The 14,915-nt window shown below is 39.8% G+C and carries 16 protein-coding genes and 1 pseudogene; 4 read left to right on the forward strand and 13 right to left on the reverse strand.

Annotated elements, in window-relative coordinates; translation table 11 throughout:
- The first annotated feature begins 2 nt into the window (after positions 1–2).
- Positions 3–269 (forward strand): hypothetical protein, encoded by a 267-nt coding sequence (locus tag NIS_RS05685; RefSeq protein WP_012082431.1) that lies wholly within the window; start codon positions 3–5, stop codon positions 267–269.
- Here the strand turns inward: NIS_RS05685 and NIS_RS05690 are convergent, their stop codons facing one another.
- Positions 270–1,061: an MlaE family ABC transporter permease gene (locus NIS_RS05690; protein WP_012082432.1), complete on the reverse strand. Its 792-nt coding sequence runs from the start codon at positions 1,059–1,061 to the stop codon at positions 270–272.
- A 49-nt stretch (positions 1,062–1,110) separates the two neighbouring features.
- On the opposite strand from NIS_RS05690, the gene acpS reads away from it, so the two are divergent.
- Entirely contained in the window at positions 1,111–1,461 is a 351-nt protein-coding gene (gene acpS / locus NIS_RS05695) for a holo-ACP synthase (RefSeq protein WP_012082433.1), read from the forward strand.
- Here acpS and thiS read toward each other — a convergent pair whose 3' ends face one another.
- From thiS to NIS_RS05740, 9 genes are read right to left on the reverse strand one after another with little or no spacing between them, the layout of a single operon-like run.
- A complete protein-coding gene (thiS, locus tag NIS_RS05700; RefSeq protein WP_231852955.1) occupies positions 1,462–1,665 on the reverse strand; it encodes a sulfur carrier protein ThiS in 204 nt (67 codons plus the stop codon).
- Positions 1,646–2,203, reverse strand: coding sequence for an ankyrin repeat domain-containing protein (locus tag NIS_RS05705; protein WP_012082435.1), 558 nt, complete (start codon positions 2,201–2,203; stop codon positions 1,646–1,648). The genes thiS and NIS_RS05705 overlap by 20 nt, the downstream gene beginning before the upstream one ends.
- 42 nt (positions 2,204–2,245) lie before the next feature.
- Complete coding sequence (locus NIS_RS05710; RefSeq protein ID WP_012082436.1) at positions 2,246–3,238, reverse strand: SAM-dependent methyltransferase; 993 nt, start codon at positions 3,236–3,238, stop codon at positions 2,246–2,248.
- Positions 3,228–4,415 (reverse strand): TolC family protein, encoded by a 1,188-nt coding sequence (locus NIS_RS05715; RefSeq protein WP_012082437.1) that lies wholly within the window; start codon positions 4,413–4,415, stop codon positions 3,228–3,230. Before NIS_RS05715 ends, NIS_RS05710 begins: the two co-directional genes overlap by 11 nt.
- Positions 4,408–5,598 (reverse strand): aspartate aminotransferase family protein, encoded by a 1,191-nt coding sequence (locus tag NIS_RS05720; RefSeq protein ID WP_012082438.1) that lies wholly within the window; start codon positions 5,596–5,598, stop codon positions 4,408–4,410. The genes NIS_RS05715 and NIS_RS05720 overlap by 8 nt, the downstream gene beginning before the upstream one ends.
- On the reverse strand, positions 5,579–5,896 hold the full coding sequence (locus NIS_RS05725; protein WP_012082439.1) for a nucleotidyltransferase domain-containing protein: 318 nt from the start codon (positions 5,894–5,896) through the stop codon (positions 5,579–5,581). The genes NIS_RS05720 and NIS_RS05725 overlap by 20 nt, the downstream gene beginning before the upstream one ends.
- On the reverse strand, positions 5,877–6,332 hold the full coding sequence (locus tag NIS_RS05730) for a hypothetical protein (RefSeq protein ID WP_050724137.1): 456 nt from the start codon (positions 6,330–6,332) through the stop codon (positions 5,877–5,879). The genes NIS_RS05725 and NIS_RS05730 overlap by 20 nt, the downstream gene beginning before the upstream one ends.
- 32 nt (positions 6,333–6,364) lie before the next feature.
- Positions 6,365–8,083 carry a molybdopterin-containing oxidoreductase family protein gene (locus NIS_RS05735; RefSeq protein WP_012082441.1) on the reverse strand — a complete coding sequence of 573 codons (1,719 nt, stop codon included), beginning with the start codon at positions 8,081–8,083 and terminating at the stop codon, positions 6,365–6,367.
- Entirely contained in the window at positions 8,080–8,865 is a 786-nt protein-coding gene (locus NIS_RS05740) for an HlyD family efflux transporter periplasmic adaptor subunit (protein WP_012082442.1), read from the reverse strand. Before NIS_RS05740 ends, NIS_RS05735 begins: the two co-directional genes overlap by 4 nt.
- A 66-nt stretch (positions 8,866–8,931) precedes the next feature.
- Between NIS_RS05740 and NIS_RS10195 the strand changes: the two genes are divergently transcribed.
- The gene (locus tag NIS_RS10195) at positions 8,932–11,292 is read left to right on the forward strand and encodes an AAA family ATPase (protein WP_012082443.1); all 2,361 of its coding nucleotides are present in this window, start codon (positions 8,932–8,934) and stop codon (positions 11,290–11,292) included.
- Here NIS_RS10195 and NIS_RS05750 read toward each other — a convergent pair whose 3' ends face one another.
- Positions 11,293–11,736 carry a glycine zipper 2TM domain-containing protein gene (locus tag NIS_RS05750; RefSeq protein ID WP_012082444.1) on the reverse strand — a complete coding sequence of 148 codons (444 nt, stop codon included), beginning with the start codon at positions 11,734–11,736 and terminating at the stop codon, positions 11,293–11,295.
- Between the two features lie 34 nt (positions 11,737–11,770).
- A complete protein-coding gene (locus NIS_RS05755) occupies positions 11,771–13,126 on the reverse strand; it encodes a nicotinate phosphoribosyltransferase (protein ID WP_012082445.1) in 1,356 nt (451 codons plus the stop codon).
- Positions 13,127–13,174: 48 nt separating this feature from the next.
- Between NIS_RS05755 and NIS_RS10325 the strand changes: the two are divergent.
- Positions 13,175–13,747, forward strand: a pseudogene (locus NIS_RS10325) (isochorismatase family protein).
- Here the strand turns inward: NIS_RS10325 and metK are convergent.
- Complete coding sequence (gene metK, locus NIS_RS05765; RefSeq protein ID WP_012082446.1) at positions 13,739–14,914, reverse strand: methionine adenosyltransferase; 1,176 nt, start codon at positions 14,912–14,914, stop codon at positions 13,739–13,741. The pseudogene NIS_RS10325 and the gene metK overlap by 9 nt on opposite strands.
- Position 14,915: the final 1 nt, after the last annotated feature.

Here is a 14,915-nt window from a genome sequence, read left to right on the forward strand (position 1 = left end):
CAATGAAAAACAAGTGTAAAGCGCATATGAGTATGGAAGAGCGCTATTCGAAACTGGAAATCGAATACAACTCACTTGAAGAGAAGAAAAATATTTGCAATCTCGTCAATGACTTAATCGCGAAATACAGAATTTCCCCACAAATTACCGTTGAACCTAAAGATATAGAGAATGGAGAATATGTTATCGAGTTTCACGACGATTACGACAAAAAAGCTGGACCATTCTTTGAAGATCTTATAAAAAAGCTTGATATTACCTGTGACTGATTACCAGTCCAGGTATAAAAAGAGTGTCGAGAGAAAATAGTTGGCCACAAATACGGTCATCGCCGCATATACCACAGATTTTGTTGTCGAAAGACCCACGCCTCTTGCCCCGCCTCTTGTAAAGTAACCTATATATGTTCCAATGATGCTGATGAGATACCCAAAAACGAAAGCTTTGATGATTCCTGTACCTATATCGCTAAATTCCAGATAAGTAGTGATTGTATTTTTATACGAGTTAGGATTGACTCCAAGAGCATAGACAGAGATAAGATAAGCTGCAATATTTCCCAAAAAAACAAAAACGATTACCAAGATAGGTGTAGATAATGTCGCGGCGATAACACGGGGAACAATGAGATATTTTTTGCTATCCACAGCCAACGTATCGATAGCATCTATCTGCTCCGTCACTCGCATCGTTCCAAGTTCAGCCGTCATGGCGCTTACCGCCCGTGATACTAGCATCAATGCTCCAAATACCGGGCCGAGCTCTTTGGAAATAGAAACAAATATAGTATAGCCCATAAACTCTTCTGCACCAAATTTGTGAAAGCCGTGATAGAGTTGGATAGCTTCAACGAGGCCAGTAAAAATCGCCGTCAAAGAGATAACAAAAAGAGACCCTACACCAATGATATCCATCTGCTGCAACGTCTCTTTGACTCTATAAGGCGGTTTAAAAAAAAGCGGCAGTATCTTTATCTGAAAAAGTATAAAAGCACCAAATCTCTCCAGCATTCGAAAAAACTGGACAAACGGATAGCCAAGATAGAAAAAAACCTGCTCCATTAGGATCCTTCATGGATAGTTGTTATAATTTTATCAAAAAAAGGCTTGTATGATAGGTATAGATATTGTCCAGATAGAACGCATAGAACAATTGATAGAAAAATATGGTCAAAAAGGACTTGAGCGATTTTTACTGCCTCAAGAGATGGAAGTGGCGAAAAAGCCTCAGACAGTAGCCGGCTTTTGGGCAGCGAAAGAAGCCGTGGCAAAAGCACTCAAAACGGGAATAGGAAAAGAGCTTGGATTTCACGATATTTTCATCTATAAAACTGAAAAGGGAGCACCGGAATTTAAACTTCTCAATGGAAAAGAGCAGATGTTTCGTATCCAGCAAACTGCCCTATCCATCTCCCATGATGCTGGAGTGGCAGTTGCCGTAGCGGTAATCATTCGCTGTTAATTATCCACCGCCTGTAAATCCCAAAAACTCTATCTTATCTCCCTCTTTGGGTTGAAAACTGCCCCACTCCTCTTTTTTGACAATCTGCATATTCACTGCAACTGCCATCACTTTATCCATAACACCCAAATCTTTTAAGATATCCTCAATGGTCATGTTTTCTTTAATCTCTCTTCGTTCACCGTTAATTGTTACCAACAACACACTCCCCCTTTGTAAAACTTTGCATATATTTTGCCACCAAAAATCTGTGCTTAGCGTAAGCGAGCTGACAAGGATTCATTCCTAAAGCGTTTTTAATATTTGGATCCGCTCCCAGTTTCAAAAGAAGATCGATCATCTTAACATCTCCCATATAGGCTGCTTGATGCAGCGGAGTGATCCCATATCTGTTTTGTGCATTGATATCGGCATCATGTTTAAGCAGGTACTTCACGATGTTGACTCTTCGTTCACCCACAGCATAGTGAAGAGCCGTCATTCCGTTGTTATCCTCGTCATCTACATCGGCACCATGTTCGACCAAATATTTTACGATATCAAGATTTCGTATTTTTACAGCCATCAATAGCGGCGTAATCCCTGCTTTACTGGAAGCCTCAACATCTGCTCCACTTTTGATCAAGTTTTCGATTCGTTTCATATCCTCTTTATAAATTGCTTCATGAAGTTGTGTCCATCCATTGACACTATCTGCGAATAGACCCAAAGCAAAAAGAAAAATTGCCAATAACTTTTTCATACACTCCTCCTTTTGCTTCTATTATAACATAATTAATAAATTTTATCCTTTACTAAATTGTATCATTTTAAAACGTTCTCCCATTTGAGAGGGGTGTATAAGAATTTTGACTTTCTCAAGCTCTTGCTTGTACAGTTCATACCCTTTTTTCTGCAAAATCTCTTCAAGAAGCTCCATAATGCCAAACTCCACTAAAGCGGCCAACTGCGTCTGGTACGAATCCATCACAAATCCAGTTTCTTCAAAAGCCTTTTTAAGATGAGAAAAATTGACATCATAGGTAATGTCGCTTCTTTTATACGCTCTTTTTATATCCAGTTTTTCATCAAAAAATGGGAAAACTTGATGTTTCGTATACACCCGAATACTAAAGTCATTTCTCACTTCCAAATCGCCATAATCAAATGTTACGAACTCCACTTTTTCGAAAGCTTTATCCATCTTTTTTGCAAATTCTTCATATCCAACGGCAACTTCTCCTTTGTTCTGTCCGAACACTCTTGAAAGTTCAACGATTTTTGGGTCTGCATCTTTCCATTCAATCGTAAAATCCTCTTTCACAAAAGCTTGTTTCCCTTGATAGATCAATTCACACCCAAATGCATCGAATATTTCGTTCGCTACAACAAAAGCTTCTATACTGCGTACCTCATCCAAAGAGTTATAATGGAGAAAATGGATCGCATCGCCAAAACTTGCCCTCATATATTCTTTTTGCAATGAACGAAGTTTTGCAATGGGCTCCACAATAGCAAACTGCAATGTTTTTAACAATGCAGGATCGAAAGTATAGAGAAACTGAATGATATCTGCCAAAAGATACCCCTGATGCGCTCCAATCTCCATGATGGTCGCTTGGGGGGAGAGTTTTCCTGTTTGAATCTGTTTATAGATATGTTTCGCTATCGCCCCGCCAAAAAGGGGCGTGACACTGACTGCCGTAAAGAAATCACCGCTTTTTCCTATTTGAAGCTGATTTGCATAATATCCGTCAGGATCATAGAGCCACTCATTCATAAAAGTACTAAATCGCATGAGCCATCTCTTGATAGAGCTTGCTTAACAAAATCTGTTTTTGAATATCATATATCTGCAAATCGATCTTTTTTGTCTGCAAGGAATTTTGCATAATCATCACATCGTACTTTGTTTTTTCTCCCGCCTCATAACGATCTTTCGTATCTTGTAAAAGCGTTTTATAAAGATCGAGATCCTCTTTCGTTAATACTATTTTTTTCTCTAAAATATGCAGGGAACGCAGTATCGATTGGTATAAATTCGATTTTTCTCGTTTTAGTTGAGCAAGTCTATTTTTTGATTTGAGATAATCGATTTTTGCAGATTCGATATTGCGCAGTGCATTGATATCAAACAGTGGCATCGAGACACGGAAACCGTAGGTTTTATAGTGATCAGTATATTGATAACCTGGGAAATAGAGACTTCCTTGCATCTTTTGAAAATTTACATTGGCAAAGATTGAAACAGTAGGTAAGTATCTGGCTATACTCATATACTTATAATGCCTGTTCGCTTCGATATCGGCTCTGCTTTGCCTGAGCAAGATATTTTCATCGAGGTAGTTGTGCTTTGTGACAAGAGAAAATCTTGGAAGTTTTGCATCACTTGGATCCAAGTCGCTTATATTGTGAATATTTTGCAATGTCTGTTGGCGTTGGTCCTCTAAATCCAAAAGGGCAAGAGCGAGTCTGTTTTTATTCAATATGGCATTGTCCAAAAAAGTGCTATCAATCTCACCATGGAGATATTGCTCTTTTTTGATCAAAATATCAAGCTTGGCATTCTCAATCAAAAGTTTTTGCTTTTGAATGGAAAGATCGAGTTGTTTATACTGTAAAGCTAGTTGAATATATTGAAAAACATACGCCTTTTTCTTGCTTTCGACACCGAGCAGTGCGCTTCTTTTTTTGGCATTGGCATACAGCATCGCTTTGTAAATGCCCCCACTTTTGAAAATGGGTTGGTCAACTTGAATAGAAAAAGATTCAAACAGCTGGTTTGGATATTGATCCCCCTTTTGGTAGGTATATTGCATATTGACAGGATTGATCCAGTTATCATGCAAAATCTTCGCCTCTACGACACTTTTTTTGGAATCGAGCTCTATCTCTTGCTGCTTCAGTTTTGAGATGAGACCGTTGTGCGCAAAAAGTATCAGTGGCAAAAAAGCAATCGCGGCTTTTTTAAGCAACTTCTACCCTTTTGAGCCCATTTTCAAATCTTTGAAAACCTTCATCGATCTCCTCTTTGGTAATAGTTAGAGGTGGCAAAAATCGAACGGTATTTCGTCCCGCTTTCAGAACTAAAAGCCCTTCATGAAAACTCTTTTCTATCACTTCTCCCTGAATTTCACTACTTTTTGCCCTTAACCCTCTCATAAGTCCTAGACCTACCTCTTTTTCAAAAAGATGTTCATATCTTTTTGCTATATCTTTGAGTTTTGTTTCAAAATAGATTAAACGCTCATCCAGTTTTCCACTCTCCTTGAATTCTTGCAAAATGGAAACAACCTCCAAAGCGGCTCTTGTACTGAGATAATTTCCTCCAAATGTACTCCCGTGATCTCCGGGCTTGAAAATCTCTTTGAGACGTGTCATAACAGCCCCTATCGGTACACCTCCGCCTAGTCCTTTTGCTAGCGTGATGATGTCTGGTTCAATTTCATAAAGATTGCTTGCCAAAAACTCACCCGTCCTGTAAATTCCCGTTTGCACTTCATCAACTATCAGTAGCACATCTTTTTCTTTGAGCACTTTGGAAAGATTTTGCACCGCCTTTTTATCTTGCGGTTCCACACCTCCTTCACCCTGAATCAGTTCTATCATCACAGCAACCGTATGATCGTCTATAAGCTCAGGAATCTGCTCGATCGAGTCCGCATACACAAATCCATCCGGAAATGGACCGAAATAGGTATGCATCGCCTCCTGTCCTGTTGCTTTTAAAGCAGTAATGGTCCTGCCATGAAAAGAGTGTTTGAGAGTAATAATTTTATATCGCTTGATTTCTCCGTCCACTTCTCCATATTTTCTGGCTATCTTTATCGCCCCCTCATTTGCTTCTGCACCACTGTTGGCAAAAAAAAGGCGCATATCATATTCGCTCAAATCTACAATTTTTTGGGCAAGTCGAGCCTGAGGTTCTATGAGATAAAGATTTGATATGTGAATGATTTTTTGCGCCTGATCACAGATAGCCTCAGCCAATCTTTTATTGCCGTGCCCTACACTCACTACACCGATGCCACTGGTAAAGTCGATATACTCTTTCCCTGTATCATCATATAGTTTCGCATTATCACCTTGTACAAAATTGACATAGTTTCTCGCATAGGTATGTAACACATAGGTTTGGTCAATTGCTTGTAAATTCATCTTCATCCTTTTGATAAATTACTATTCCTTTTTTTGCTTCTTGCTCTATCGCTCTGTGAGTATCTCTATGAAAAACAATATCAATCTTTTTATAAACTATTTTTTTCCTCAGCTCCACAAGGAAATCCAATTTTTTTGATACTTTCCTCTCATTTTTAGGCACAATTAAATATAGATCAATATCCCCACCCTTTACATTACCATAAACTCTACTTCCAAAAAGTATAATCTTGCCTTGACTAAAAACTTTTTCAAAACTTTTTTTTATTGTTTCTATCTCATCTTTTGAGAGTCTCATTGGCTTTTTTCTCTATTCTATTTAGAATCTTTTGAAGAAAGGTAAAACCTTCCATAGCAATTTGTATATTCTCTATCCGCTCATTCAAATCATATGTATATTCGTGGGCCAAAATGTTACGTATTTCTCTAAGCCGCTGCCACTCATCTATCTGCAGTATATTTAATTTTTCCAAAATATTTAAAATCTCTATCATAGAAACTTCAAAACTGTCAATCTCTTGCAATTCATATAAAAATTTTTTAAAAAGTTTAGAACCGATCTTATCCTGCAGTTTTGAAAAGTTAAATAAAAAACTGTTGACAATTCTGATGTTATTGTAATCTTCAAAAAATTTCTCGTCTAAATTCTTCTTTCGCAGATCTTCAAAATCTATGCAAGCACTTTTTTCGATCTCTTTGTACAGTCGAATCATTTCAAAAAGAGTATTGTTCATTATGCACTCCAACTTTTATAAAAATACATCTATCAAGAAACCTTTTTAATCGAAACTTTTACTTCCTGAAAAACAGCATTGTTTCCATGCTCATCCGTCATCGGAGGCGTAACAAAATTTATCAAACTGCCTGAATAGGCAAGAACACAGTCATCCCTCAACTCGGCTAGAAGTTTCACTTCCATCTCCGTTTCTCCCCATTGACTCCTTACGATGACTCTGTCACCATCATGCAATCCGCTTCGAAGGGGAACATACAGATAGGGATCTCTTTTAAATTGTGAGTTGATCGCGTTTTTCGCCTTTGGCGTAATGAGATAGTACCCTTCTTGCAAAATATCAAACTCATCCTCAACCTCATCGATAAAGCAAAACGGCTCTTCGAATCCCTGCTTGTATGGAACCTCTTCATAACTTGGCAGGAGATAATACTCTCCTCTTTTTTTGAGCTGTTTTGTAAAGATCTCGACATACTCCTCTTCAGCTTTCAATTCACCCAATCCAAATCGCCGCATCATCTCTTTCGTAAACTCATATTCGCTCAAAGCCTTGTCATTCTCCTGTAGTTTTGGCATCAGTTCCACAAACTCATGTCCATAGCTGAACCGAATATCGCTCTTTTGCAAAAAGTTTTTCGCTGGAATAACAAGATCGGCAAGCTGCGCCGTTTCATCATTGTAGAGCCCGAAAACTACGGTAAAACTTTTTTGTAATCCCTCTTTGACTCTTTTGCTTGCAGGCATTGTTACAACGGGATTGGATCCTTGAATGAAGCAAAGATCATAGAAACCAAAATCGACTGTGGCTTTTGGTACGCGTTTTGCTTTGACTCTGAATGGATCTTCGAGTCCAACCGAAGTATCGCCTAAAAAGCTAACACCGCACCCCTCTTTTCCAAAGAGGCCAAGCATCGCAGCCAGACTGTCTATAGCTCGTACCACTTCGGTACCATGCGCATATTTTTGCACACCGTTTCCCACTAAGATAACCGTTTTCATATCCATCATGAGCTCGGCCAAAGTGGCTATATCCACAAGATCGACACCTATTTTTTCGGTTGTCGGAACCATTCTGTAACTTCGGATAAAATCGGTATAAAAGTTGTAATCCTCCGTATGTTTTTCGATAAACTCCTCATCCTCTCTGTTTTGCATATAGACAAACCTGGCCAACATACAGGCAAGTTCAAGATCGGTTCGTGGCGTAATTTGCAGATGCATCGAAGCATTTTTCGCTAGATTCGTTTTCACGGGATCTATCACTACAAGGGTTTTTCCCTGGAGATAAGGGATAAGATGGTGGTTCGTATATCCAACATTTCGTCCCCAAACAATAACAAGCTCGCTTTTTTCAATCTGTTCCAGAGGCAAAATCAGATTTTTTCCTCTCCCCTTTTCAATGCCAAATTGACCTGCGGCATCGCATAGACTGCCTTCTGTCAACGTAGCACCGATAGCTGAAAAGAAAAGATCGGTAATAGCTTGCATTTTCCCCACATTACCACTTCCTCGAAAGTGTAAAATTTCTTGGCTGCTTTTGATCTTTTCTTCCAAAATATCCAAAGCACGCTCCAAGGAAACAGGTTCACCTTCATAATAGGCACTTTGCAACTGAGGATAATCAAAATAGTGATTGAGTTTGTAGCATAGATGCCCTTTCGTAAAGGGATGCTCTTTATCACCTACAAGTTTATCACCTTCCAAAATGACACTGCACGCATCATAGCAATCTAACGGACATGCTGTTTTCATCGTATCTCCACCTTAATGAATTTACCGAAAGTTTTCGGTCTTGGAACTTCAATTTCTGCTCTATACTGCGTAATATATTCACTATCCGGTACTCGAATAATTTTCAAAAATTTGGCGTTGCTTTTTTTTCCATCAATATAGATCGATTTATGCTCTACTCCCTCCATCTCTTCTGGAGTAAGATAGACGATCACTTTTGCCTTACTTGTATCCGCAAGATCCAACAGAGGCTTGCCAGGTGAAACGAAGTCACCCTTTTTGACATACATTTTATAGATGTACCCTTTCGGTGCCACCTTTTTCTTCTGTAAAATGTCATCCGTTTGGGCTATGGCCAGATTGAGATCGGACAACTGCATCTGAAGAGATCGAAGTTTTTCAAGAGTCGCAAGATAGTTTTGCAGTGCCGCTAAAAATTCCGATTCTCTCATATCCTTTTCATACTGAGATTTTGTGCGAAGATGCTTTATCCGATCAAAGCTCTTTTTCTTAATCTGCATCGTTCTTTTGGCATTTTCAACGCTTTTTTGAGTGATCGTGATCATTTTTGACAGATACTTCCGTTTTTGGCGAAGTATTTTCAGTTTTATTTCGTCAACATAGTTATCTATTTGAATAAGCCTCTTCCCTTCATTGTAGCTTCCTTCCTTCTCAAGTGCACTAAAAATGACTTTCCCAGAGACTGCGGCTTTGATTGTGTAGATCTCATACGGCACTACCTGTGCAGTATGGACTTTTGCCCAGAGAATGGAAGCAGATATCAAAAAAAGAATCACTCTCATCAACGCCTCTTCTTTCGTTTGAGAAGTATTTTACTATAATTATCGCATGAAAGAATGAGGAATACCATGAAACATAAAGATTTGTTACAAAGATATGAAGAACTTAAAAAAAGACTCAAAAGTAAAATTTTTGGACAAGATGATGCGATTGAGGAGCTTATAAATGCTCTTTTTCATATACACCACTCTCCAATAAACCAACCATTCAAAGGCCTCTTCACCTTCTTTGGACCACACAATAGCGGAAAAGTATATTTAGCTACTCTTTTGGAGCAAGAAAGTGAAGAGTTTCAAGGGATAAAAGTGGTCAACATGGCCGAATTCACCGATCCCGCTGATCAAAAAAAGCTTATAGGTTCCAGTGGTGCACTGCCTACTTTCATAAAAGCCCATCCTCAATCGATTGTCGTTTTTAAGGATATTGAAAAGTGTGACAACGTCATCCAACTGGCACTCATGAACTATATTTTTGCTTCCAAAGAGGAAAGTGGAGTCGATTGTTCGAATGTCTTGTTCATTTTCACCTCAACCCTTGGAAGTTCTTTGATCAAAAAAGAGGATTTTCAGCGTTTTTACAAAAAAGATCCGCTCAAAGCCCAGGCAAAGTTTATCGAATTTATCGCAAAAGAAAAAAAGATCATCTACGATATCGTTGAAAGCGCTATCGTTCCCGAACTTCTTTCTGTGATGGTACAAAACTATATCATCCTCTTTAAACCGCTGGAATTTGATTCGATCGTCAAAATCGCCAAGGCAAGTTTCAAAGAGACGATACAAAAGAGCAACATAGAAGGCGTCGACAAAATTTCGCTTCCCAAAAATGATTTCATCGAACTGCTTGTACTCTCATTTTCACCCTATATCAATGCCAGAAGAGTGCATAAGAAACTTCCTGATCTCATTATAGATCTCATATATCAAGCAGTCATAAAAGCGAAGCTACCCATCAAAAAAATCGTTTTTGAAGTATCGGATGAAGCAAAAGATTTTTTCAAAAAGGTTGATAAGAAATTTTTGGAAAACCTCATCAAACAAAACAGATCTGTCCATCTTTCCTGGTCCATTACAACTCTAAAAAACATCGTTACAATAAACATACAAAAAGCAACCCTTTTCAAGCTGCCACTTTATATCGAACCGACTCAAAAACCGTATGTGAACTATTCAACGATCTCTTTCAACGACATTGCCGGGCAAAAGCATGTGAAATCACATCTTAAAGAGATCGTGCGCATACTCAAACAACCTTCCATTGTGGAAAGGTTTCATATCCCCATGCCAAAGGGCATGTTGCTTCATGGGCCAAAAGGTGTGGGGAAAACCCTTTTGGCATACGCCTTTATCAAAGAGACAGAGTTTGCTTATGTGATGCTCACCGGATCAGATCTTTTAGACACCAACCTCATTCACGCTGCATATCAAAAAGCAAAAGAGATTGCACCGGCTATTGTTTTTTTAGATGAACTGGATGGGAAAGATGGGATGATCATACCATACGATGCCATTAGCGAAGAGATCGATGCTATCAGCGATGAAGAGTATGTCTTTACCGTCGCTACGGCACTCAATATCGATGCAATCGACAAAAATCTTCTGGCAAGCGAACGGTTTGACTTTTTGATAGAGGTGCCAGATCTCGATATGGAAGCGAGGAAGTTTTTTATCAAAAAGATTTTACAAAAACCGAACGACGGCAAGATCGATGTCGAGAAAGTGGCACGATACATGAGTGGACTCAGTGGATATGAAATGCAGCGCGTAGGCAAAGAAGCTGCACTTTATGTCATTCGCAAAAATCTCAAAGTTATCACTGAAGAGATTTTGATAGAGCAGATCAACAACATCAAATATGGACAGAAGATCGACAAGAAGCGCATCAGAAATCTTGAAAAAGATCTTCACAAAACAGCCTATCACGAAGCGGGCCATGCAGTTATCAGCTATCTTTTGCTCCCTGATATCAAAATAGAACAAGTTACCATTACACCTAGGGCAGAAGCACTTGGATTCGTCTCTTACACTGACGAGTTCATTACCAACATCTCCAAAGAGGAGTTGTACAACGACATCTGTGTCGCTTTGGCAGGTAGGCTCAGCAAACTCAAAAAATTCCCTCAAGAAGGCGAAGATACTGGAGCTGCGCAAGATTTGGAACAAGCGACTTGGGAAGCCTACAATCTTGTAGCCACCTTTGGAATGGATGAATCACTCGGGTATGTCCACGTCGATACGCTCATGCAAAATGTCAGCAAAGAACTTTTCAATGACACGATAGAAGAGCGGGTGGCATACTGGATAGAAAAAGCCACCAACGATACGATTGAACTTATCGAAACCCATTGGGAAAAGATAGAAAAGGTCGCCGCTACTCTTATCGAAAAAGAGATGATAGATGGAACGGAACTGAAAAATATTATGGAGTCCTAACTATCGTAAGGGCTCCACGGAAATGACACGAGAACCTTTTGTCACTATTCGAACTCGCTCACCAGGATAGAAACGAACCCCTTTGACTACAACGACCACCTCTTCGCCGTTATCGAGTAAAACTGTAAGTTCTTGGGCATTTGCTTTCGCAAGTTCACTTCCAACATAAGCTCCTGCAAGTCCCCCTCCAAGAGTAGCGAGTGTTTTTCCTTTCCCTTTTCCGACCATCGATCCAAGAACGGCACCTGTGATGGCACCCAAAAATGCACCCGTTCCACTATCTTTAATGACAACGGGACGAATCGATTCGATGGTGCCTCTTTGTACTTTCATAACATATGTTGTAGAAGCTGGAGACACTTCTTGAACATATGGTCTTTGCGCACATCCACTCAATACAAACATGATCACCAAGCTTACAATCATGACTATACTTCTTTGCATTTTTGCTCCTTATTTTTCATCATAGCAAAATTCCTCAAACATTTTCTTTTTTCAAAGATTGCTGCAAACTTTGGGCCTCTTTTTTCAGTTTCCTGCCTATTTTTGGAATATATGGATTTTCATTATATATATTTTTGAGTTCTGTCGGTATTTTTTGGAAGCTCTTTTGAAAGTATTCTCTAATCTGCGGAAGTTCTGGATACGAACGGCAAAGTCTTCCCTTTTCCATCCACTTCTTCAATAATGGTATTCTGCCTTGATACTCGCTATCAAATGTATCAACGATATCCTCTTCGAAAATATTGTTGCTGTACTTTCTGAAAATCTGTTTCTGTCCAGGCAAGGTTAATTTATGAGAGCTGAGTTTCATTTTCGGTTTTCCTGCATACTCCACCATTTTATAGGCACAATCAAGATAGGGGACATCTGCGGATACGACCAGTTCCGTTCCCACACCCCACGCATCGATAGGAGATTGGCGTTGCAAAAGAGCGTCGATTGTATACTCATTGATTCCTCCACTTGCCAAAATGATCGCATCTTGAAAACCTGCCTCATCCAGTAGTTTTCGTGCCTTTTTCGAAAGTGTTTCAAGATCCCCGCTATCAAGCCGGATGCCTTTGAAATGTTGTAAACCCATCTCCTGGACAGCTTCGATGGCATGTTTTATCCCTTGTATGGAATCATACGTATCTACAAGCAGTATCGCATTGTCAGGATAGCTTTGGATAAAACTTTTGAATGCTTGCAGTTCACTCTCATGAGCCAGTATAAAGGAGTGAGCCATCGTACCAAATATAGGTATCTCATAGGTTTTTCCGGCCAACACATTGGATGTGCCAAGAAAACCTGCTATATAAGAGCTTCTAGCGGCTTTCAAGCCGGCATCCATCCCGTGTGCCCTGCGAAGACCGAAATCGACCAGTATCGTATTTTGTGCAACGCTTTTGCATCGCGCCGCTTTTGTGGCAATGAGTATGGAGTATTGTAAGGTATTGATTAAAAAGGTTTCGATAATTTGTGCTTCGATCAAATTGGCTTTTATCGTTACCAGCGGTTCATTGGCAAAAATGATCTCTCCTTCACTCACAGCCCATACATCGCCAGAAAATCGAAAATGTTTGAGATACTCTAAAAAACTTTCACTGAATTTCTTACTTCCTCTGAGATATTCGATAGAAGAGTCGCCGAATCTGCAATGTTGCAGAAAATAAAGAAGCTGCTCAAGACCAGCCATTACAAAATAGGGACGATTTTTGGTGGGTCTGATAAAAAATTCAAATACAGCCTCTTCATTCATACTCTTTTCAAAATAGACCTGTGCCATTGTCAATTCATACAGATCCGTTAGCATGGAAAAGTTTTTTGCATCCACAAATCCAAACTCCATAGCCACTCCTGTGTTACAATATATTCAATTATAACTCAAGGAGCTGTAATGCGTTTGAAAATCACCCAAAAGGACGCCTTGATCGTAGTGGATATGCAAAAAGACTTCATGCCAGGAGGTGCGCTTCCCGTAGAAGATGCCGATACGATCATACCTGTCATCAATGCCTATATAGAGCTTTTCCAAAAAGCGCAAAGACCCATCTTTTTTACACGAGACTGACATCCAAAAGATCATCTCTCATTTCAAGAGCATGGTGGTATCTGGCCACCCCACTGTGTTCAAGAGAGCGAAGGAGCGGATTTTGCAGAAGGTTTACGGCTACCTCAAGAGAACTACTTTATCATCTCAAAAGGCACATCAAAAGAGTTTGATGCCTACTCTGGCTTTCAAGGAACGATCTTACACGATCTGTTACGAGAAAGAGGTGTTAAGCGAACATTCATCTGTGGTGTTGCAACGGATTTTTGCGTCAAAAACAGCGCTTTGGGAGCATTGCATCTCGGATTTTTTACCATCATTTTGGAAGATGGGATCAAAGAGGTATTTGAAAGCACCCAGACCTTGCAGATGCTGCAAGACAAAGGTGCCATACTTTGCAAAAAAGAGGATCTAGAGTGATTGGAACCACTCTATCTCATCTAGCTGTTCCCAGGGATAGTTTTCATATCCTACCTGCCCTTTGGCGGCAGTTTCTTTGTAGGAAAATCCTTGCGGTTTATGGAGCGAAAACTTCTGCATAATCCAGTACGGACTCAGCTCATAGCGATCCGCAATAAGAGCTGAAAGCTTTTCGTCATCGAGTCTTCCGGTACCAAATGTATCCACTGTCACCTGAAGCGGTTTGGCTCTACCGATCACATATGAAAGGGCAACCTGCACTTTTTTTGACAATCCAGAGGCTACAATATGTTTCGCGATCCACCTGGCGGCATAATGAGCACTTCTGTCCACTTTGGTGTAGTCTTTACTGCTTTGGGCCCCTCCACCGATCGGCACATAAGGGCCATAATTGTCAACTACAATCTTTCTTCCAGTAAGACCTGAATCCGCAATGGGACCATGGATGACAAATTTCCCTGTTCCATTGATAATAAACTCCGTCTTTTCATCGATAAAAACGTTGAAACTGCATTTTTGCTCAATAAGTTCTCGAATCTGGTTTTGCAAACTCTTTTGATCAAAATCTCTTACATGCGACTGGGCGACGATGATCTTATCCACTCTTTGGGGTCTGTTCGCTTCGAAATTGGCCTTGTTACCATAATCTAAAACTACTTCCGTTTTGATATCAACGCCATATTTGTCAGGATTGAGTTTTGCATTATGGTATAAAATATCTCTCAATTCCCTTGCCATCATAGTGGCATAAGGCATGAAATCCCCTCTTTCACTGGTGGCATATCCTATCATGATCCCTTGATCCCCGGCACCAAGCTCTTCGGGCTTGTCAACACCCTGGCTGATATCAGGAGATTGTCGATTGACAAAAATATGGTAATTCAAGTCTTTTGGATAGAGAGTCTCTTCCTTGCTAAATCCGGCTTCTGGATAGCCGATATATTCCAAAGCCTCCATCGCTTTTTCAACGAAGAACTCCTTTTGCAACTCCTTATCAAGCTTCACTTCTCCCCCAATTACAACATGGTTCCCAGCTACAAAAACTTCAGTAGCCACCCTTGCATTGGGATCGATTTCCAACAGAGCATCGACAATGGAATCAGCTATAATATCGGCACATTTGTCTGGATGTCCGGGACTTACCGATTCGCATGTAAAAAGATACATT

Origin of the sequence: Nitratiruptor sp. SB155-2 (assembly GCF_000010325.1) — a bacterium.
GTDB lineage: Bacteria > Campylobacterota > Campylobacteria > Campylobacterales > Nitratiruptoraceae > Nitratiruptor.